This is a genomic window from Cedecea neteri NBRC 105707 = ATCC 33855 (assembly GCF_001571265.1).
Classification (GTDB): Bacteria; Pseudomonadota; Gammaproteobacteria; order Enterobacterales; family Enterobacteriaceae; genus Cedecea; species Cedecea neteri.
Window position 1 is genome coordinate 56,814 of record NZ_BCTL01000009.1, and the last position, 20,477, is coordinate 77,290.

The 20,477-nt window shown below is 56.2% G+C and carries 22 protein-coding genes; 11 read left to right on the forward strand and 11 right to left on the reverse strand.

Annotation, left to right across the window (positions count from 1 at the left end; all coding sequences use genetic code 11):
- Positions 1–59: 59 nt before the first annotated feature.
- The 10 genes from CNE01S_RS04945 to gstA all read left to right on the forward strand — a co-directional run bounded on the left by CNE01S_RS04945 (position 60) and on the right by gstA (position 9,515).
- The gene (locus CNE01S_RS04945) at positions 60–500 is read left to right on the forward strand and encodes a DUF2569 family protein (protein WP_061273970.1); all 441 of its coding nucleotides are present in this window, start codon (positions 60–62) and stop codon (positions 498–500) included.
- A 77-nt stretch (positions 501–577) separates the two neighbouring features.
- Positions 578–1,159 carry an electron transport complex subunit RsxA gene (rsxA, locus tag CNE01S_RS04950; protein ID WP_008456422.1) on the forward strand — a complete coding sequence of 194 codons (582 nt, stop codon included), beginning with the start codon at positions 578–580 and terminating at the stop codon, positions 1,157–1,159.
- Positions 1,159–1,737, forward strand: coding sequence for an electron transport complex subunit RsxB (rsxB, locus tag CNE01S_RS04955; RefSeq protein WP_008456423.1), 579 nt, complete (start codon positions 1,159–1,161; stop codon positions 1,735–1,737). The genes rsxA and rsxB overlap by 1 nt, the downstream gene beginning before the upstream one ends.
- Entirely contained in the window at positions 1,730–3,685 is a 1,956-nt protein-coding gene (gene rsxC / locus CNE01S_RS04960) for an electron transport complex subunit RsxC (RefSeq protein WP_061273971.1), read from the forward strand. Before rsxB ends, rsxC begins: the two co-directional genes overlap by 8 nt.
- Positions 3,686–4,738, forward strand: a complete 1,053-nt coding sequence (gene rsxD / locus CNE01S_RS04965; RefSeq protein ID WP_061273973.1) for an electron transport complex subunit RsxD — start codon at positions 3,686–3,688, stop codon at positions 4,736–4,738.
- 9 nt (positions 4,739–4,747) lie between these two features.
- The gene (gene rsxG / locus CNE01S_RS04970) at positions 4,748–5,374 is read left to right on the forward strand and encodes an electron transport complex subunit RsxG (protein ID WP_008456426.1); all 627 of its coding nucleotides are present in this window, start codon (positions 4,748–4,750) and stop codon (positions 5,372–5,374) included.
- The gene (locus CNE01S_RS04975) at positions 5,371–6,057 is read left to right on the forward strand and encodes an electron transport complex subunit E (RefSeq protein WP_061273975.1); all 687 of its coding nucleotides are present in this window, start codon (positions 5,371–5,373) and stop codon (positions 6,055–6,057) included. The genes rsxG and CNE01S_RS04975 overlap by 4 nt, the downstream gene beginning before the upstream one ends.
- A complete protein-coding gene (gene nth / locus CNE01S_RS04980) occupies positions 6,057–6,692 on the forward strand; it encodes an endonuclease III (RefSeq protein ID WP_061273977.1) in 636 nt (211 codons plus the stop codon). The genes CNE01S_RS04975 and nth overlap by 1 nt, the downstream gene beginning before the upstream one ends.
- A 605-nt stretch (positions 6,693–7,297) precedes the next feature.
- Positions 7,298–8,803, forward strand: a complete 1,506-nt coding sequence (gene dtpA, locus CNE01S_RS04985) for a dipeptide/tripeptide permease DtpA (protein WP_061273979.1) — start codon at positions 7,298–7,300, stop codon at positions 8,801–8,803.
- A 109-nt stretch (positions 8,804–8,912) separates the two neighbouring features.
- Positions 8,913–9,515, forward strand: a complete 603-nt coding sequence (gstA, locus tag CNE01S_RS04990) for a glutathione transferase GstA (RefSeq protein WP_061273982.1) — start codon at positions 8,913–8,915, stop codon at positions 9,513–9,515.
- Between the two features lie 46 nt (positions 9,516–9,561).
- Here the strand turns inward: gstA and pdxY are convergent, their stop codons facing one another.
- The 5 genes from pdxY to anmK all read right to left on the reverse strand — a co-directional run bounded on the left by pdxY (position 9,562) and on the right by anmK (position 14,292).
- On the reverse strand, positions 9,562–10,422 hold the full coding sequence (pdxY, locus tag CNE01S_RS04995) for a pyridoxal kinase PdxY (protein ID WP_061273984.1): 861 nt from the start codon (positions 10,420–10,422) through the stop codon (positions 9,562–9,564).
- A gap of 77 nt (positions 10,423–10,499) precedes the next feature.
- On the reverse strand, positions 10,500–11,774 hold the full coding sequence (gene tyrS / locus CNE01S_RS05000) for a tyrosine--tRNA ligase (protein WP_039292531.1): 1,275 nt from the start codon (positions 11,772–11,774) through the stop codon (positions 10,500–10,502).
- Between the two features lie 264 nt (positions 11,775–12,038).
- Positions 12,039–12,695 carry a pyridoxamine 5'-phosphate oxidase gene (gene pdxH / locus CNE01S_RS05005; protein WP_061273986.1) on the reverse strand — a complete coding sequence of 219 codons (657 nt, stop codon included), beginning with the start codon at positions 12,693–12,695 and terminating at the stop codon, positions 12,039–12,041.
- A gap of 57 nt (positions 12,696–12,752) precedes the next feature.
- The gene (gene mliC, locus CNE01S_RS05010) at positions 12,753–13,076 is read right to left on the reverse strand and encodes a C-type lysozyme inhibitor (protein WP_061273988.1); all 324 of its coding nucleotides are present in this window, start codon (positions 13,074–13,076) and stop codon (positions 12,753–12,755) included.
- Positions 13,077–13,167: 91 nt separating this feature from the next.
- Positions 13,168–14,292 carry an anhydro-N-acetylmuramic acid kinase gene (anmK, locus tag CNE01S_RS05015; RefSeq protein ID WP_061273990.1) on the reverse strand — a complete coding sequence of 375 codons (1,125 nt, stop codon included), beginning with the start codon at positions 14,290–14,292 and terminating at the stop codon, positions 13,168–13,170.
- A gap of 292 nt (positions 14,293–14,584) precedes the next feature.
- Between anmK and CNE01S_RS05020 the strand changes: the two genes are divergently transcribed.
- On the forward strand, positions 14,585–15,049 hold the full coding sequence (locus CNE01S_RS05020; RefSeq protein WP_008456437.1) for an outer membrane lipoprotein: 465 nt from the start codon (positions 14,585–14,587) through the stop codon (positions 15,047–15,049).
- A gap of 44 nt (positions 15,050–15,093) precedes the next feature.
- On the opposite strand, the gene CNE01S_RS05025 is transcribed toward CNE01S_RS05020, so the two are convergent.
- Genes CNE01S_RS05025 through CNE01S_RS26130 form a run of 6 tightly spaced genes read right to left on the reverse strand, consistent with a single transcriptional unit; the run spans position 15,094 to position 20,468 of the window.
- Complete coding sequence (locus tag CNE01S_RS05025; RefSeq protein ID WP_061273992.1) at positions 15,094–15,987, reverse strand: transporter substrate-binding domain-containing protein; 894 nt, start codon at positions 15,985–15,987, stop codon at positions 15,094–15,096.
- 1 nt (position 15,988) lies between these two features.
- Positions 15,989–16,762, reverse strand: coding sequence for an amino acid ABC transporter ATP-binding protein (locus tag CNE01S_RS05030; RefSeq protein ID WP_061273993.1), 774 nt, complete (start codon positions 16,760–16,762; stop codon positions 15,989–15,991).
- The gene (locus CNE01S_RS05035) at positions 16,746–17,672 is read right to left on the reverse strand and encodes an amino acid ABC transporter permease (RefSeq protein ID WP_061273995.1); all 927 of its coding nucleotides are present in this window, start codon (positions 17,670–17,672) and stop codon (positions 16,746–16,748) included. The genes CNE01S_RS05030 and CNE01S_RS05035 overlap by 17 nt, the downstream gene beginning before the upstream one ends.
- Before the next feature lie 9 nt (positions 17,673–17,681).
- Positions 17,682–18,191, reverse strand: coding sequence for a GNAT family N-acetyltransferase (locus CNE01S_RS05040; RefSeq protein WP_061273997.1), 510 nt, complete (start codon positions 18,189–18,191; stop codon positions 17,682–17,684).
- Positions 18,192–18,201: 10 nt separating this feature from the next.
- Positions 18,202–19,134 carry an ABC transporter substrate-binding protein gene (locus CNE01S_RS26125; protein WP_061273999.1) on the reverse strand — a complete coding sequence of 311 codons (933 nt, stop codon included), beginning with the start codon at positions 19,132–19,134 and terminating at the stop codon, positions 18,202–18,204.
- Between the two features lie 20 nt (positions 19,135–19,154).
- A complete protein-coding gene (locus CNE01S_RS26130) occupies positions 19,155–20,468 on the reverse strand; it encodes an LLM class flavin-dependent oxidoreductase (RefSeq protein ID WP_061274000.1) in 1,314 nt (437 codons plus the stop codon).
- Positions 20,469–20,477 lie beyond the last annotated feature (9 nt).

Consider the following 20,477-nt stretch of genomic DNA (forward strand, 5'->3'; position numbering starts at 1 on the left):
CGGTAAAAACCCTTATAATCCCCCCGCTTTATTCACCTTATTTAAAATCGGGAGGACACATGACGACGCCCCAACCCCCGCGCATTGCCGGCTGGCTTCTTGCCCCTTTGGCCTGGCTACTGATGTCGTTGCTCAGCAGCTCGGTGGCGCTGTTAAGTTTCCTGATGATGATTCTTTCCCCGGAAGCCCGCCAGGCGCTGGGCAGTGCGGACGCAAAAACAACGCTGTTGTTCAGCCTGTCCGTTGGCTGCGCAATGGCGATGTGGGCTTATACCCTCTGGCTGACCATCGCGTTCTTTAAGCGCCGCCAGAATGTCGTTCGCCATTATATTTTGTGGCTCTTGCTCACCGTGCTGCTGGCGATTAAATCCTTCGCGTTTTCGCCGGTCAGCGACAAGATTGCGGTTCAGTTGCTGCTGCCTTCCCTGCTTGCGGCTGCGTTACTGGTGCCTTATTTGAAGCGTTCGAAGCGAGTGAAGCAGACCTTCATCAACTCGTAATAACCCTATAGATAGCCCGTTGTCGCCGTCCGCCGATTAGTCGATAATAGGCGGCTTTTTTTGTTTCAGGTCGAATCATGTCAGATTATTTGCTGCTCTTTGTGGGTACCGTGCTGGTCAATAACTTCGTGTTGGTGAAGTTCCTTGGTCTGTGTCCGTTTATGGGGGTTTCCAAAAAACTGGAAAGCGCCATCGGCATGGGGCTGGCGACGACCTTCGTGATGACGCTCGCCTCTATTTTTGCGTGGATTATTGACGAACTTATCCTGGTACCGCTGGACCTGATTTATCTTCGCACCCTGGCGTTCATCCTGGTTATCGCGGTTGTCGTGCAGTTCACCGAAATGGTGGTGCGTAAAACCAGTCCCGCGCTTTATCGCCTGCTGGGGATTTTCCTGCCGTTGATCACAACCAACTGTGCCGTACTCGGCGTGGCATTGCTCAACATTAACCTGGGCCATAACTTCCTGCAGTCTGCGGTGTATGGTTTTTCCGCCGCGCTGGGCTTCTCGCTGGTGATGGTGCTGTTCGCGGCAATTCGCGAGCGTATGGTTGTCGCGGACATTCCTGCCCCGTTTCGTGGCAACGCAATCGCGCTGGTCACCGCAGGGCTGATGGCCCTCGCCTTTATGGGCTTTAGCGGGCTGGTGAAGTTCTGATGACAACGTTGTGGATGGCCATTATTTCGGTCACGTTGATGGGGTTGCTGTTTGGCCTGATCCTGGGGTACGCCTCTCGCCGCTTTGAAGTAGAAGAAGACCCGATTGTTGACCGCATTGACGAACTGCTGCCCCAAAGCCAGTGCGGGCAGTGCGGTTACCCAGGCTGCCGCCCTTACGCAGAGGCCGTTGGCAATCAGGGCGCGAAAATCAACCTTTGCGCGCCTGGCGGCGAAGCCGTCATGCTGAAAATTGCCAGCGCCCTGAACGTGGAACCTCAGCCGATTGACGGCGACGCCACCGCCGCAGAGCCCGTGCGAATGCTGGCCGTAATTGACGAAGCGAACTGCATCGGCTGCACGAAATGCATTCAGGCTTGCCCCGTTGACGCTATTGTCGGTGCGACCCGCGCCATGCACACCGTGATTAGTGACCAGTGCACAGGCTGTAATCTTTGCGTCGATCCTTGCCCTACCCGCTGCATCGACCTGATTCCAGTCAGCCCGACGACCGAAAGCTGGAAATGGGATTTGCAGACCATCCCGGTGCGTATGATCCCGGCGGACAACCATGCTTAATATTTTCAATCGCTTTAAAAAAGACAGAATTTGGGACTTTGACGGCGGTATTCATCCGCCGGAGATGAAAACCCAGTCCAACGGTACGCCACTGCGCCAGGTTCCGCTGCCATCCCAGCTCGTGATTCCGCTTAAGCAGCACATCGGCGCGGAAGGCGAACTGTGCGTGAAGCCCGGTGATTATGTGCTGCGCGGCCAGCCGCTGACCCGTGGACGCGGGCGTATGCTGCCGGTACATGCTCCAACGTCCGGCACCATTAAGGCTATTGAGCCGCATTCCACCGCACACCCTTCTGCCCTCGCCGAACTTAGCGTCATTCTTGATGCCGACGGTGAAGACCGCTGGCTAGAACGAGACGGCTGGAGCGACTATCGCTGCCAGACGCGTGAAGCGCTTATTGAACGAATTCACCAGTTCGGCGTGGCCGGGTTGGGCGGCGCAGGCTTCCCTACTGGCAGTAAACTGCAGGGCGGCGGCGACAAAATAGACACGCTTATCATTAACGCTGCAGAGTGCGAGCCGTACATTACCGCCGACGACCGCCTGATGCAGGACTGTGCAGCGCAAATCATCGAAGGCGTGCGCATTCTGGCCCATATTCTTAAACCGCAGCGCATTCTTATCGGCATCGAAGACAACAAGCCGCAGGCCATTTCAATGATGCGGGCGGTATTGGCTAATAGCCACGATATGCAGCTTCGGGTCATCCCGACAAAATACCCGTCCGGCGGCGCGAAGCAGCTGACGCAAATTTTAACCGGCAAGCAGGTTCCTCACGGCGGTCGTTCATCCGACATTGGCATTCTGATGCAAAACGTCGGTACCGCGTACGCCATTAAACGTGCGGTGATTGACGGAGAACCGCTGACCGAGCGCGTCGTCACCTTAACCGGCGAGTCGATAACGCAGCCGGGTAACGTCTGGGCGCGTCTGGGGACACCGGTCAGCCACCTGCTTAACTTTGCCAGCTTCCGCCCGGGGCAGGATCAGAAAGTCATCATGGGCGGCCCACTGATGGGCTTCACCCTGCCGTGGCTTGATGTCCCGGTAGTGAAAATTACCAACTGTCTGTTGGCCCCGTCTCCGGCAGAAATGGGCGAGCAGGAAGAAGAGCAAGGCTGTATTCGCTGCAGCGCCTGCGCGGATTCTTGCCCGGCAGATCTACTGCCGCAGCAGCTTTACTGGTTCAGCAAAGGCCAGCAGCACGATAAAGCCACCGCGTATAACCTCTCGGACTGCATCGAGTGCGGGGCCTGCGCCTACGTTTGCCCAAGCAATATCCCGCTGGTGCAGTATTTCCGTCAGGAAAAGGCTGAAATCCGTGAGATCGAGCTGGAGGCCCGGCGCACCGTTGAAGCTAAGGCTCGCTTTGAGGCCCGTCAGGAAAGGCTGGAGCGTGAGAAAGCCGCCCGCCTTGAGCGCCATAAAAATGCCGCGGTTCAGCCAACGGCGAAGGACAATGACGCTATTCAGGCCGCACTTGCCCGCGTAAAAAGCAAAAAAACGCAGGCCAACGATGAGCCTATCGTGGTGAAAGCTGGCAGTACGCCGGATAACAGCGAAGCGATCGCCGCCCGCGAAGCCCGGAAAGCTGAAGCGCGTGCACGCCAGGCAGAGAAAGCGCAACAGGCAGAAACTGCTACCGGCACCGAAACCGATCCACGTAAGGCCGCCGTTGAAGCTGCCATTGCCCGGGCCAAAGCGCGCAAAGCTGCGCAAAACGCAGAAAGCACTGAGCCAACTGGCGCTGAGCCTGAAGCCATTGACCCGCGCAAGGCGGCCGTTGAAGCCGCTATTGCCCGTGCTAAAGCGCGTAAAGCTGCGCAAAAAGCGGAAACCGAACAATCGGCCCCACAAGAAGAACAAGATCCACGCAAAGCTGCAGTGGCTGCGGCAATTGCCCGCGTTCAGGCACGTAAAGCCGCTCAGATGTCTCCAGAGGAATAAATGGTTTTTAAAATCGCAAGCTCCCCGTTTACCCATAATCAGCGCAGCACCGCGCGGATTATGATGCTGGTTTGTCTCGCAGCCCTGCCCGGCATCGCGATGCAGTGGTACTGGTTTGGCTGGGGAACGCTGATTCAGGTTGTGCTGGGGATCGTCAGCGCTATGGCCGCCGAAGCGCTGGTGCTGCGCCTGCGCAAAAAATCCGTACAAAGCCATCTGGGAGATAACTCCGCGCTGCTGACCGGCCTGTTGCTGGGTATTAGCATTCCGCCTCTCGCGCCGTGGTGGATGGTAGTGGTCGGGATGGTGTTTGCGATAATCATTGCCAAGCAGCTTTATGGCGGCCTCGGCAATAACCCGTTTAACCCGGCAATGATTGGCTACGTTGTACTGCTGATCGCTTTCCCGGTGCAGATGACCTCCTGGCTGCCGCCGCAGTCCATCGCCGCCACCGTGCCCGGTTTTGTTGACAGCCTGCAGGTGATTTTCCACGGCGCAACCGCTACGGGCGGCACCATGGATACGCTGCGCATGGGCGTGGACGGTATCAGCCAGGCCACGCCGCTGGACATCTTCAAAACCGGTCTGCACGCGGGCCACTCCGCTGAGCAACTGCTGAGCGCGCCAATCTATGGCGGCGCGCTTGCAGGCCTCGGCTGGCAGTGGGTTAACCTGGCCTATCTGGCGGGCGGCCTGTTCCTGCTGTGGCGCGGCACTATTCGCTGGCATATCCCGGCGGGCTTCCTGGTGGCTTTGGCCGTCTGCTCCACGCTCGGCTGGCTTATCTCCCCGGAAAAATGCCTGTCGCCGATGGTGCACCTGTTCTCCGGCGCGACCATGCTTGGCGCATTCTTTATTCTGACCGACCCGGTCACCGCCTCTACCACCAACCGTGGCAGACTGATTTTCGGGGCGCTGGTTGGCCTGCTGGTCTGGCTGATTCGTACCTACGGCGGCTATCCGGACGGCGTGGCGTTCGCCGTATTGCTGGGCAACATTACCGTGCCGTTGATTGACTATTACACCCGCCCTCGCGCGTACGGCCACCGTTAAGGAGACGCTATGTTTAAAACAATGCAAAAGCATGGCGTAGCCCTGGCGCTGTTCGCCGCCCTGTTTACCGGACTCACGGCGTTAGTCAACGAACTCACTAAACCGACTATTGCGCAGCAATCGGCGCTGCAGCAAAAAATGTTGTTTGACCAGGTCATTGCGGATGATGTCTACGATAACCCTATTCAGGACAGCTGCCTGCTGGTCAAGGATTCCCCTCTCGGTAAAGGCGCCCGGCATATTTACGTGGCGCGTAAAGGCGATAAGCCGGTTGCCGTGGTAATGGAAGCCACCGCTCCGGACGGCTATTCTGGTGCTATACAGATTCTGGTTGCCGCCGATTTTAACGGCACCATACTCGGCACCCGCGTGACGGAACATCACGAAACGCCGGGGCTTGGGGATAAAATAGAACTCCGTCTCAGCGACTGGATCACCCACTTTGCTAACAAACGCATTCAAGGGAGCAATGACCCGAGCTGGGCGGTCCAAAAAGATGGCGGGCAGTTCACGCAATTTACCGGGGCAACCATAACCCCGCGCGCGGTCGTCAACGCCGTTAAGCGCGCTGGCCTGTTCGCAGAAACCCTGCCTGCGCAGCTCAACGAATTGCCGGCCTGTGGAGAACAACAATGAGCGAAACAAAACGCGTCCTCGTAAATGGGCTGTGGAAAAATAACTCGGCGCTGGTTCAACTGCTGGGCCTTTGCCCGCTGCTGGCCGTCACCTCCACCGCCACCAACGCCCTTGGGCTTGGGCTGGCGACCACGCTGGTACTGACGCTGACCAACGGGACAATCTCCGCCCTGCGCCGTTGGGTACCCGCTGAGATCCGTATTCCGGTGTACGTGCTGATTATCGCCTCGGTGGTCAGTATCGTGCAGATGCTGATCAACGCTTACGCGTTTGGGCTCTATCAGTCGCTGGGGATTTTTATTCCGCTTATCGTGACCAACTGTATCGTCGTCGGACGAGCCGAAGCCTATGCGGCAAAAGCCAGCGTGCCTTATGCCGCACTGGACGGCTTTGCTACCGGGCTGGGCGCCACCAGCGCGATGTTTGTTTTAGGCTCCATTCGCGAGATTATTGGTAACGGCACCCTGTTTGACGGCGCAGACGGCCTGCTTGGCAACTGGGCAAAAGTGCTGCGCATTGAAGTCTTCCATACCGACACGCCATTCCTGCTCGCCATGCTGCCGCCGGGTGCCTTTATTGGCCTTGGTATGCTGTTGGCGATAAAATACCTCATCGATGAAAAAATGAAGGCGCGCCGCGCCCGCGAAAGCGCCACCGTCGCAGGTAATGCAGAGAAGGCTTAATGAATAACAGCAAGCGCGTTGAGATCCTCACCCGCCTGAGAGACAACAATCCTCATCCAACAACCGAACTCAACTTCAGCAGCCCTTTTGAGCTGCTAATTGCGGTTCTGCTTTCCGCTCAGGCCACCGACGTCAGCGTGAACAAAGCGACGGCAAAACTCTACCCGGTGGCCAATACCCCGGCGGCGATGCTGGCGCTTGGTGTAGATGGCGTCAAGGAGTACATCAAAACCATCGGTTTGTTTAACAGCAAAGCGGAGAATGTGATCAAAACCTGCCGCATGCTGCTTGACCTACACGGTGGCGAAGTTCCTGAAGATCGGGCGGCGCTTGAGGCCCTGCCGGGCGTCGGTCGTAAAACGGCAAACGTGGTGCTAAACACGGCTTTTGGCTGGCCAACGATTGCCGTAGATACCCATATCTTCCGGGTGTGTAACCGCACTCAGTTTGCCGCCGGAAAAAATGTCGAGCAGGTAGAGGAAAAACTGCTGAAGGTGGTTCCGGCAGAATTTAAGGTCGACTGCCATCACTGGCTTATCCTCCACGGCCGCTACACCTGTATCGCACGCAAGCCGCGCTGTGGCTCATGCATTATCGAAGATCTCTGCGAATTCAAAGAGAAGGTTGACGTCTGATTGCCTCGCCCGGGCCAGCACCGGGCTTTACCTTCACGCCCCTGCCTTTAAAACACGCCATTTGCACACTTTTATCCCATAAATAACCCAGGATGATTTTATATTGTCCGCTCAATAATCGACTCACCAGGTTAATCGTTTTTTTGCGATAAGAAATTTCTATAAATTTGTGATCTGCATCACTTTGATAACTCGAGGTTGCAAAAAGGTAACGAAAACACCAGTAACGCCTTGCTATCGTTAGCAATAATGGATCTCAGGCAATACAATAGGCCATGCATATTGAATATACCGGTCATTATCACTGCAATTATGCTTTAAAAGCAGAACATACATCTGCAATGTTAAAAAATCGCTTTGAAAAAAGACAAAAAATCGTTAATAAATGAATTAGTAAAATTTAACGCTGAATAACAATTCACCTGATGGCGTATTATCTTGCCTCGGATATATGTAACAGATTATTACAAACCCCTTGCCTGAGCCCCCTGGATAGTGAACATTACCTCCCGTTTTTCCTTCCTTATAACAAAAAAAATGCTTACCGATGCGGTAAGGCATGAGAAAGCCCCTTATTAAAGCGGGATGTAAAAAAAGAGGTATATGTGTCGACTGCAAACAAAGAACCAGCAGAAAGCGTGAGTCTAAACGCCTTTAAGCAACCTAAATCGTTCTACCTGATTTTCTCCATCGAACTCTGGGAGCGTTTCGGCTATTACGGCCTGCAAGGCATCATGGCCGTTTATCTGGTCAAAATGCTGGGCATGTCCGAAGCGGACTCCATCACGCTGTTCTCCTCCTTTAGTGCCCTTGTTTACGGCCTGGTCGCGATTGGCGGCTGGCTGGGCGATAAAGTTCTCGGCACCAAACGCGTTATCATGCTTGGTACCGTCGTACTGGCTATCGGTTACGCCCTTGTGGCCTACTCCGGCCACGACGTGAGCGTGGTGTATATCGGTATGGCGACCATCGCGGTAGGTAACGGCCTGTTCAAGGCTAACCCTTCAGCGCTGCTGTCTACCTGCTATGAGAAAGACGACCCGCGTCTGGACGGTGCATTCACCATGTACTACATGTCCATCAACATCGGTTCCTTCTTCTCTATGCTTGCCACCCCGTGGCTGGCTGCGCAGTACGGCTGGAGCACCGCGTTCTCCCTGAGCTTCGTGGGCATGCTGATTACGCTGGTGAACTTCATCTTCTGTAAGAAGTGGGTGAAGAACTATGGCTCTAAACCAGACTTCGCGCCGGTGCACTTCGGTAAGCTGATGGCGACCATCGCCGGCGTCGTGGTGCTGGTTGCGATTGCTACCTGGCTGCTGCACAACCAGGGCATTGCTCGTGCCGTACTGGGCGTTGTTGCCCTGGGTATCGTCATTATCTTTGCTAAAGAAGCCTTTGCGATGAAAGGCGCAGCTCGCCGTAAGATGATCGTGGCCTTCATCCTGATGGTTGAAGCTATCGTCTTCTTCGTGCTGTACAGCCAGATGCCGACTTCCCTGAACTTCTTCGCCATTCGTAACGTGGGCCATGAAATTCTAGGCATCACCTTCGAAGCAGAACAGTTCCAGGCGCTGAACCCGTTCTGGATCATGATTGGTAGCCCGATTCTGGCCGCTATCTACAACAAGATGGGTGACCGCCTGCCGATGCCGCACAAGTTTGCTATCGGTATGGTGCTGTGCTCCTTCGCCTTCCTGGTGCTGCCGGTCGGCACGAAGTTTGCCAGCGACGCGGGTATGGTTTCCGTGAACTGGCTGATTCTGAGCTACGCGCTGCAGAGTATCGGTGAGCTGATGATTTCCGGCCTGGGCCTTGCCATGGTTGCTCAGCTGGTGCCACAGCGCCTGATGGGCTTCATCATGGGTAGCTGGTTCCTGACGACCGCGGGTGCGGCGATCATCGCCGGTAAAGTTGCGGGCCTGATGGCGGTGCCGGAAAACGTGACTGACCCGCTGCAGTCTCTGGAAGTGTACGGTCGTGTCTTCATGCAGATCGGTATCGTCACCGGCGTGATTGCCGTGCTGATGCTGCTGACAGCGCCTAAGCTGAACCGCATGACGCTGAGTGAAGACAAAGCGGAAAAGGCTAACGAAACCGCTACCGCGTAATTTCTTCAGGAAAAATGATTATTTAGCCGCCGGCCTCACAGCTGGCGGCTTTTTTTTTCGCCGCGTCCGCACTAACATAAGTTATCTTAGCGCCCTAAAGGAGTTCGTCATGAAACTGTATTTCAAGCCCGGTGCCTGTTCCCTCTCCCCGCACATTATCCTGCGTGAATCTGGCCTGGACTTTTCGCTGGTGAAAGTTGACCTGGCGACCAAACGCACCGAAACCGGTGACGATTTTCTCGCCATTAACCCTAAAGGGCAGGTGCCCGCGCTGGTGCTGGATGACGGCTCCCTGCTGACCGAAGGCGTGGCTATCGTGCAATACCTGGCGGATAAAGTGCCTGACCGCCAGCTTCTGGCCCCGGCGGGCAGCATGACTCGCTACCACACTCTGGAGTGGCTGAACTATGTGGCAACCGAGCTGCATAAAGGCTTCTCTCCGCTGTTCAACCCGGCAACGCCAGAAGAGTTCAAGGCCGTGGTTCGCCAGCAAATGGAGAAAAAATTCCATTACGTGAACGAAGAGCTGAAGGACAAGCAGTGGCTGATGGGCACCCGTTTTACGGTGGTAGATGCTTACCTGTTCACCGTATTGCGTTGGGCGTACGGCCTGAAGCTGGATCTGGCTGGCCTGACGAATATCGAAGCGTATGTTGAACGCATGAAAGCGCGTCCGGCGGTGTCTGCGGCCCTGAGCGCCGAAGGGATTTAAATCAGACCTGGACAGAAAAACGCCCTCAAATGAGGGCGTTTCTGTTTCAGAGCTTCACCGCGGTGAAATAGTGTTCGGGTTTGGCAATCCCGTCCTGAGCCGCGACCAGCTGCAGTTCGTACTCGGCCATACGTTTAGTCACGACCATAATGTCGTACACCGCCGCCGTGACGTGCTCCAGCGCTTCACGCAGCGTCGCGCCCTGTAACAGCTTAACCAGCAGCAGGCCGCTGGTTACGTCACCCACGCCTACCGGCTGACGCTCGCCAAAGTCCACCAGTGGACGGTGAATATGCCAGGCTTCTTCGGCCGTCACCAGCAGCATTTCAAAGCGGTCCTGCTGGTAGCCCGCGCGAGCCAGATGCTTCACCAGCACAATTTCCGGCCCTTGAGCAATCAGCTCCCGGGCTGTTGCCACGGCTTCTTCCACGTTATTTACGCTGTGCCCGCTGAGAATTTCCAGTTCAATCAGGTTTGGGGCGATGATATCGCTCGCTGGCATGGCGTAGCGCGTGTGGTATTCCGCCACGCCGGGTGCCACGATACAGCCTTTTTCCGGGTGGCCCATCACCGGATCACAGAAGTATTTTGCCTTCGGATTAGCCGCTTTTACCTGACGCACGATGGAGAGAATATGTTCGCCCTGCTCCGCCGAGCCCAGATATCCGCTCAGGACCGCATCACAGCGCTCCAGTTGGCCGATATTTGCAATCCCCTGCACAATCTCGCTCAAGTGACTGGCAGGCATCACCGTGCCGGTCCATTGCCCGTACTGCGTGTGGTTAGAAAACTGCACCGTGTTCAGCGGCCAGACGTTGGCGCCCAGACGGCGCATCGGAAATTCGGCGGCGCTGTTGCCGGCGTGACCAAATACCACATGGGACTGGATGGCAAGAATGTTTTTCATTATCGACTCGGGTATCGCCAGGTGTTGTGCTTGCTAAAAAAAACACGGCCTGAGCCGTGTTTTTCCGATCTTATGACTTATTTCCAGCAGACGAGGCAGTAGTTCTTTTTACCGCGACGCAGCAGGGTGTAACGGTTAAACAGGATATCGCCTTCGGTAAAGGTGTATTCCGGGTCAGACTGTTTTTCACCGTTGATGGTGATCGCGTTCTGAGAAATGGTTTTACGCGCCTGACCACGGGACGGCTGCAGCTCGGAATCCACCAGCGCCTGTTGCAGGTCGGCACCACGATCCATTTCAACCATCGGCACGCCGTCCTGAGCCAGCTGCTCGAAGTCCGCTTCGCTCAGTTCGCTCAGGTTGCCGTTAAACAGGCTGGCGGTAATACGCTTAGCCGCGGTCAGACCTTCTTCACCGTGCACCAGTCGGGTGACCTGCTCGGCCAGCACGTACTGGGCACGAGGGGCAGCCCCGCTGTTTTTGTCTTCTTCTTCCAGGGCATTGATCTCTGCAATGTCCATAAAGGTGAAGAACTTCAGGAAGCGATACACATCGGCATCCGCAGTATTGATCCAGAACTGGTAGAACTTGTACGGGCTGGTTTTCTTCGGATCGAGCCAGACCGCGCCGCCTTCGGTTTTACCGAATTTGGTGCCATCAGATTTAGTGATAAGCGGTACGGTCAGACCGAAAGCCTGCTGCTGATGCAGACGACGGGTTAGGTCGATACCTGAAGTGATGTTGCCCCACTGGTCAGAACCACCAATCTGCAGCACCACGCCGTGCAGTTTGTTCAGGCAGGCGAAGTCGTAACCCTGCAGCAGGTTGTAAGAGAACTCGGTGAAAGAGATCCCCACGTCGTCACGGTTCAGACGCTGTTTGACGGCTTCTTTGTTAATCATCTGGTTAACAGAGAAGTGCTTGCCGATATCACGCAGGAAGGTCAGCACGTTCATACTGCCGAACCAGTCATAGTTGTTAGCGGCAACGGCAGAATTATCTCCGCAGTCAAAGTCGAGGAACGGTGCAACCTGACGGCGGATTTTTTCCACCCATTCCTGCACGGTATCTTCGGTGTTCAGCTTACGCTCAACGGCTTTGAAGCTTGGGTCGCCGATAAGACCGGTCGCGCCGCCCACGAGGGCAACCGGCTTATGGCCTGCTTCCTGAAAGCGTTTCAGGCACAGCAGCGGAACCAGATGGCCCAAATGCAAGCTGTCGGCGGTCGGATCGAAGCCGCAATAGAGTGCAATTGGCCCTTGCGCCAGTCGCTCTGCTAACGCATCCTCATCCGTCACCTGGGCCACCAGGCCCCGCTCTTGCAATTGTTTGATCAAATTGATGTTCGACATCAAATTCTCCATCTCTAATACGACTGCACCTTTGCCGGTACACGGCTTTTCGCCCACTGGCGAAAGAATTCATTTTGAGTGTCCGCCCCTAAATAATTCGAGTTGCAGAAAGGCGACAAGCTCGGTTATCCCCGGGAGCTTACTTAAGTAAGTGACTGGGGTAAGCGAGTGCAGTTAACGCATCTGCAGCTTGAAGTATGACGGGGCACATAGAATAAAGGGCTGGCGCAGTTAGCACCAGCCCTTAAGCTGAAAATCCTGACTTTACGGCGCGAGGCGGTCTATTTTCCAGGCAGTTCCGTCACGCTGGTAGAGGAAGCGGTCGTGCAGACGATGTTCTCCCCCCTGCCAGAACTCCATTTGGTTGATGCTGACGCGGTAACCGCCCCAAAAACTCGGCAGCGGCACTTCGCCCTGCTGGAACTTCTGTTTCAGCTCGAGGAATTTGCTTTCCAGCACGCCGCGCGCGGATATGCGGCTCGATTGCTTCGATACCCAGGCACCTATCTGGCTGTCCTTTGGGCGGCTGTGGAAATATTTCAGCACTTCAAGGGTGGAGAGGCGCTCGGCGGTACCCTGTACCATCACCTGGCGCTCCAGCATATGCCACGGGAAATGCAGGCTGACGCGGGGATTATGTTCGATGTGGTGCGCCTTGCGGGACCCCAGGTTGGTGTAAAACACCAGCCCTTTTTCATCAAAATGCTTCAGCAGGACAATACGTTGATACGGCTGGCCGTTTTCGTCAACCGTCGCCACGACCATAGCGGTCGGGTCGGCAAGTTTGGCTTCGCAGGCCTGAGCCAGCCAGCGCTCAAACAGCGGCAGCGGTGTGTCGGTGAGATCGTGGCGGCGCAGGCCACCTTTGGTGTATTCGCGGCGCAAATGCGCAATCTGTTGCAGAGAGTCGTTATCAGACATGGCGTTACGTCAGGCTATCCTCGGGTGAAGCTATTGTGCTCTCCACCCTGAGAAATCTCAACGTTTGGCCGTCTGAAGCTGGCAATTATTCAGCACGATGGTGTCTTTACGATAGACGGTTGCGCTGTCGCCCTTCGACCAGAAGACGTAAACGCCGTCGGTATACCGTGCGCCGGAGGCGGAAAGCCCCTGCGTCAGGTTCAGCATCTGGTTGTCGTAGACAAAACTGACCTGCTGTTTGTCGTTATTCAGCTTCACGGTGAGCGGCTTTTCATCGCACTGGTACGCCAGCGTATCGGTATGCATTCTTTCAAGAAAAGTGTTGTAGTAACTACAGCCGGCAAGCAGCATTGGCAGGGTGGCAACGAGCAGTTTTTTCATCTGAGTATCCTGAATATCTTCTTATCCCTGGAGGGCCTGCGCCCTCCTTTTCGCCTTCAGTTTAGCGGCTGCGGGATGAAGATAATTTCAGTTAACTCTGATTATGGCGAGGATTTGCCGGATAAATAGCGCCGAGGATTGTTGGCTCAGAGGCACCGGTTACCGAAGGCAGGTTCCCCGGCAGGCCGGACATTGTCCTATAAGCCAGCCAGGCAAACGCCAGGGCTTCCATATCGTCACCGCTGATCCCGGCTTCATCGGTCGTCGTCACTTCTGTGCCCGGCAGCAGCGCAGCGAGGCGCGCCATCAGCAGCGGGTTGCGGCTGCCTCCGCCGCACACCATGAGACGTTCACAGCCGCCGCTCAGGAGTACCTGCTCGGCGATGGTTGTCGCGGTCAACTCGGTGAGCGTGGCCTGCACGTCCTCTCCGGCAAGCGCCGGGAACATCGCAAGCTGACGCTCAAGCCAGCCATAGTTGAAGTATTCACGGCCCGTACTTTTGGGCGCGGGTGCAGCAAAGTAAGGGTCGCTAAGCATTTGCTGTAATAAAGGAATAACGACTTTGCCCCGGCTCGCCCATTCGGCGTCTTTATCATAGCCTTTCCCACGCTGCCGCCAGATCCACGCATCCATCAGCATATTGCCAGGCCCGGTGTCGTAGCCTCTGACCGGCTGGTCTGGGATCAGCAAAGAGAGGTTGGCAATGCCGCCGATGTTCAGCACCATTCGGCGTTCCACCGGATGCGCGAGCAGCGCCTGGTGAAACGCCGGCACCAGCGGTGCTCCCTGCCCGCCAAGCGCCATATCACGGCGGCGAAAATCGCCGACCACGGTAATACCGGTCAGCGCGGCGATTTGGTTATTGTCGCCAATTTGCATGGTGTGGGCGGCCTCGCCCTGTGGCTCATGCCACACGGTTTGCCCGTGGCAGCCTATCGCAGTGACGTCTTCAGGCCGCAGCCCCTCGCGCTTAATAAGGATTTGCACCGCCTCGGCGAACAATTTTCCAAGCCGGTTGTCCAACTGGCCTAGCTGGGACAGCGTGAGTTGCTGGCCCTGGCAAACGGCAAGAACCGCGTTTTTGATGGCCAGCGGCATCGGGTGGCTGTAGCTCGCCTGCTGAACGACCAGATGTTCGTCGATAGCAGCCAGCACCACATCGATACCATCCAGACTGGTGCCTGACATCACGCCTATATAACGACCTGACTTCATCCGTCACTCCTTATTCTCGCCGGGGCGGTAAATTAATTTGGTTAAACTAGCACGCAATATTATGATTTATTAATAATTTTAATTAATAATCTGTGTCAGCTGCGGCATCGGGCGGTCAGGCATTTAAGCAAAACTCGCACAGCACAGCGGTTTAATTGTTGTTAAAGACATTTGATTTACTATTTTTACAGGATTGTTGTAGAACAAACATGAACTATGGCCAGGAATTGCCATATAATTTAGCCATAACGGATGCTCACTGAGCGTTGATGGGTTCACAGGAGAGGTACAAATGATTTCACGTATTTTGGCAGTTTCACTGGTTGCTTTCACCCTTGCTGGCTGCGCCAACGAAGGGCTGTCCGGCGATGTTTACAACGCGTCTGAAGCTAAACAGGTAAGAACCGTGACCTACGGGACTATTACCCACGTTCGCGCGGTCACCATCAAAGGCAGCGACAGCAATAGCACTATCGGGGCTATCGGCGGTGCGGTACTGGGTGGCCTGCTGGGTAACACCGTTGGCGGTGGCACCGGGCGTACTCTGGCAACCGCAGGCGGCGCTGTAGCCGGTGGCCTGGCGGGTGACGCAGTCGGCGGCGCAATGGGCAACAGCAAAGGCGTTGAGCTGGAAATCCGTAAAGATGACGGCCAAACCATCATCGCCGTGCAGAAACAGGGTGACACCCGTTACTCCGTTGGTCAGCGTGTAGCCATCTCCGGCAGCGGCAACAACATCACCGTTGCTCCTCGCTAAGACAACGCGAAATGATTTAAGGCCCGTATTACGGGCCTTTTGTTTTAGTAGGTAATACCCGGCGGGTTCACCTCCGACTGAGCAACTTCCTCTCCCTGTTCCCCCCACCGCGTAAGCACCTGCTGATATTCACCCCGCTGAATAGCGCCATCCAGCGCCGCCTGCAGGGCATAAACCAGCCCATTTCCTTTTTTCGTTGTCGTTGCTACATAGGCCTTTTTCGGCCCGAGCCCCACCACGCGCGTTGTGCCGGTTAACGCGGCTTTATAAGCCGTAATGGACTGTGGCCCAAAGAACACGTCGGCCCGGCCAGACTGAATATAAAGGTTCGCGGAGGCATCGTCGGTGACATAAATCGGCAAGGCTGGCTCACGCCCGGCACCTTCGTTTTCTGCATTCCAGCCCAGCAGAATGCGCTCCTGATTGGTCCCTGCCCCAACGATGACCTTCCGCCCGGCAAGATCTTCTGCCTTAGCGATAGACTGAATCGGGCTGCTGGCCTTCACGGCAAAAGAGAGCGAGTCCACGCGGTAGGTGGCAAAATCAAATTTCTCTTTCCGCTGCTCCGTCACGGCAATATTCACCAGCGCCACATCATAGCGCCCGGACGTGATACCCAGCGGCCAGTCTTCCCACGCGGTCAGCACCAGCTTCAGTTTCAGGCCCAGGCTGCCGGCCAGCAGCCGGGCAATGTCCGGGTCGCTGCCTATGCGCGTGCGATTATCGCTGGCCAGCAGCGCCAGCGGGGGTGAGTTAAGCGCGGAGATCGCCACCGTTAGCGTGCCGGGTTCGACGAACCGATAGCCTGCGGGGATTTTGGCAATAGCTTTTTCATCCCTAGCCACGCTCAGAGGTTTTTCATTGGCAGCAAGGTCGATATTCGCCTGCGCGGATAAAGTAGAAAAAGAAACTAACAGCGCAATAAATCCATATTTCATATCAAAGCACCCTGGATAAGAACTGGCGGGTACGCGGGTGCTGCGGACGATTCAAAACCTCATCACTGCTTCCCTGCTCGACAATTTTACCGTCCACCATAAACACCACCTGATCGGCCACTTCCCGCGCAAAGCCGATTTCATGTGTGACGACCACCAGCGTGGTGCCCGACCGGGCCAGTCTTTTAATCACGTCCAGCACTTCGCCGACCAGCTCAGGGTCGAGCGCGGACGTTGGCTCATCGAACAGCATCACCCGTGGGCTCAGCGCCAGCGCGCGAGCAATGGCAATGCGCTGCTGCTGCCCGCCGGATAAGTGCCGCGACCAGGCATCCGCTTTACTGCGCAGCCCAACCACATCGAGCAGCTCATACGCGCGCTCAACCGCCTCTTTGCGGCTCAGCTGTTTATGGGCCACCGGCGCTTCAATCAGATTTTCCAGCACCGTCATGTGGGGAAACAGATTGAAGTTCTGAAAGACATAGCCCACGTTGGCTCGCTGGCGCAGGATCTCCTTTTCTTTCAGCTCGTACAGTTTGTCCCCTTTCAGCCGGTAACCGATGTAATCTCCGTCAATCTGGATATAACCTTCGTCCACCCGCTCAAGGTGGTTGATGGTGCGCAGCAGCGTAGATTTACCGGAGCCGGATGGCCCGAGGATCACCGTCACCGTGCCCGGTGGGATCTCGAGCGAGACATCATCCAGCGCCTTATGGCGACCAAAATATTTGCTGACGCCGGTAATTGAAATATGGCCGTTATGAGAGGTTGGCATGGACCGGCTCCTGGGCAACGGGGGCTGTGGACGGCACTGCGCTGCGGGCAGTACGCGTTTGATTGATGGCCGAGCGGCGTTCACTGCGGGCCAATGAACGTTCAACGAGGTACTGGATCAGTGAGAGCACGCTGGTAATAACCAAATACCAGACGGCCGCCACCATCAGCAGCGGGATCACCTGCTGCGTGCGGTTGTAGATCATCTGGATGGTGTAAAACAGCTCCGGCATCGCCAGCACGTAAACCATCGCCGTACCTTTGGCGAGGCTGATAATTTCGTTGAACCCGGAGGGCAGAATAGTGCGCAGCGCCTGCGGCAGAATAATGCGCACGGTACGTCGCCACGCGGGCAAACCTAACGCGGCGGCGGCTTCATATTGCCCGTGATCCACGCCCAGAAAACCACCGCGGACAATCTCTGCCGTGTAGGCGCTCTGCACCAGCGTCAGCCCCACCACCGCCGTCGAAAACTGCCCCAGCACGTTAATCGTGTCGTAACTCCCCCAGACAATACTGGTGAACGGCACCCCAATCGACAGCGTGTCGTACAGGTAAGAGAAGTTGTAGAGCACGATCAGCACGACAATCAGCGGCAGGGAGCGAAACAGCCAGATGTAACTCCAGGCGAGACTGCTCAGCAGCCAGGAGGAAGAAAGCCTGGCCAGCGCGAGCAAACCGCCAAATACTACGCTCAGCGCCGTGCCCAACAGCGTTAACAACAGCGTTTGTCCTAACCCCTCCAGAATGACCGGGTCAAAAAACCAGTGGGCAAAAACGCCCCATTCCCAGCGGGGGTTAAACGCGACGGATTGCACCACCACCGCCAGCACAAACAGCGCAATCACCGCACCCACGGTGCGCAGCGGATAACGCGCAGGCACCACTTTAATGGTTTCAGACGTTTTCATCGTCACTCCTCAGGCCGTTTTACTCAGGCTTTCCAGCGCTAAGATTTTAGTGAACCGCAGCCGCCCGTCGTGGGGCGGCTGGCTGAACGTTTCGGGGTCAACCTCAAGGCTGAACTGAGGGTCGTAACCTTCACTCAGATAAAGCCTGACGGCCTCCGGCTGACGAAAGCCGGTGGTGAGATAGATTCGGCTGTAGCCCGCCTGGAGGGCAAGGCGTTCCAGTTCACGAACCACTCGCCCGGCCAGGCCCTGCTTACGCAGCGTACTTTTCGTCCAGATACGTTTGATCTCGGCGGTTTGCTGGTCGTAGGGCTTATAGGCGCCGGTGGCAATAATTTCGCCCTCACGCTCCAGCACAATAAAAATGCCCTGCGGTGGCAGATACCATTCGGTCAGCTCCACTTCGGCATCACGCGAGAAAAAATCGCCATAGCGGGCGGCATATTCGCCAAACAGGCCGCTAATGATCGGCTGCAGCTCCGGCGCTTCCGGGGACAAAACGCGAAAATGTTCGCTCATATACGCCTCCTCAATCACCTAAACCGGCGGGGTTAACTTCCGAGGCAGGAATACGCTCCACGTCCTCGCCCCAGCGCTTTAAAACTTTGTCGTAGTCGCCCTGCTGGATCGCGCCGTTGAGCGCCGTCTGAACAGGTTCAACCAGGCCGCTGCCTTTTTTTAGCGTCACCGCAATGTGAGCCGCTTTCGGCCAGCCGCCGTCGACGCTGCCCACCAGCTTCGTTTTACCGGTCAGCGCCGCTTTCCAGGCCCCGGTGACGTTCGGCCCAAACCAGGCGTCGGCTCGCCCGGACTGTAGCGCCAGCGTCAGCGCCGCATCATCTTTGGTGTAGACCGGAGTGAACGGCTTCAGCCCTTTCTTCTCGTTTTCAGCATTCCACGCCAGCAGGATAGCTTCCTGATTGGTGCCGGAACCGACGACGATGCGTAACCCGGCGATATCTTCCGCGTGGGTGAGCGATTTGATCGGGCTGTTGGCCTTCACATAAAAGCCCAGCGAGTCTTTGCGGTAGGTGGCAAAATCGAATTTCTCTTTGCGATCTTTGGTGACGGTAATATTGCTGATCGCGGCATCATATTTCCCGGAAGCCACCCCGAGCGGCCAGTCTTCCCAGGACGTCGGGACCACGTTCAGCTCCAGCCCAAGGCTGTCGGCAACCAGGCGGGCAATGTCCACCTCACTGCCAAGCAGGGTTTTATTGTCATCAGAAAAAACCGTCAGCGGCGGCGAATTGAGCGCCGCCACTGCCACGGTAAACTTACCGGGAACGGCAAATCGATAATCTTTAGGTAACTGCGCGATGGCCTGTGGATTTTTAGCGGTATTGATCGGCGCTTTGTTGGCCTCAAGGCTCACGCCGGTGCCGTTGATGGTGACGTCATTCGCCCAGGCAAGCGGCGTCCACGCAAGCGCAATAGCCAGCAACAGGGAAGTTTTCTGCATAGTTTTTCTCTTTATTTGTTTTATTTGCCGTAGCGATTTTCGGGCGGCGCGAGATCAAAACTCTCGCGCAGCGTCGTGCCGGGGTATTCGGTGCGGAAAAGACCACGAGCCTGAAGTACCGGCACAACCTGCTCCACAAAACGTGGGAAGGTGTCCGGCGTACCGCCCTGGATGATGAATCCGTCAGCTGCCCGCTCGTCAAACCACTGCTGCAGGCCGTCCGCCACCTGTTCCGGCGAACCGGAAAAACGCGGCCTTGGGCTGGCGGCTTCAAGCGCGACCTGGCGCAGGGTTAATCCACGCTCGCGGGCGTTGCGTTTGATCTCATCGGTGGTGCTGCGGAAGCTGTTCTGGCCCAGGTCACCGATATCGGGGAAAGGCTCGTCCAGCGGGTACTGACTAAAGTCATGGTGCTCAAAATAGCGGCCCAGGTAGTTCAGGGCATCGGTGACAGAGACCAGCGCGGCGGTGGTCTGGTACTGCCGCTCGGCGTCCGCGGCATCTGTACCTACGATGACGCTCACGCCCTGGAAGATGTGCAGCGAATCCCCCTCGCGGCCTTGCCCTTCCAGCTGGTTTTTCACATCCCGGTAAAAGGCTTTTGCCTCAGCGAGCGATTCATGGTGAGTAAAGATGGCATCGGCATGTTTTGCCGCCAGTTTTTTGCCGTCTTCCGATGCCCCGGCCTGGAACAGAATCGGCCTGCCCTGCGGCGTGCGGCCAATGTTCAGCGGCCCCGCGACCTGGAAGAAATCCCCCTGATGATTGAGCGCGTGCAGCTTTTCAGGGGCAAAAAACTGCCCGCTTTCTTTATTACGCACAAAAGCATCTTCTTCCCATGAATCCCAAAGTCCTTTCACAACATCCAGGTATTCGTCGGCGATGCGATAGCGCAGCGCATGTTCAGGATGCTGGGTTCTGGAGAAATTTTTAGCCGAGCCTTCCAGTGGCGACGTGACCACGTTCCAGCCCGCGCGGCCGTTGCTCAGGTGATCGAGACTCGCAAACTGGCGCGCCGTGGTAAAAGGGTCGCTGTACGACGTCGACAATGTTCCCACCAGGCCCAGATGCCGGGTCACGCTCGCCAGGGCGGATAATACCGTCAGCGGCTCAAAGCGATTTAAAAAATGCGGGATAGATTTTTCGTTAATATAAAGTCCGTCCGCCACAAAGATAAAATCCAGCTTCCCCTCTTCCGCTTTGAATGCCGTTTGTTTGACGAACTCAAAATTAATACTGGCATCGGCAACCGCAGCAGGATGGCGCCAGGCCGACATATTTCCCGAAGCGCCATGTAATATCGTACCCAGTCTTAACTGTCGTTTTGCAGACATGCTTTATCC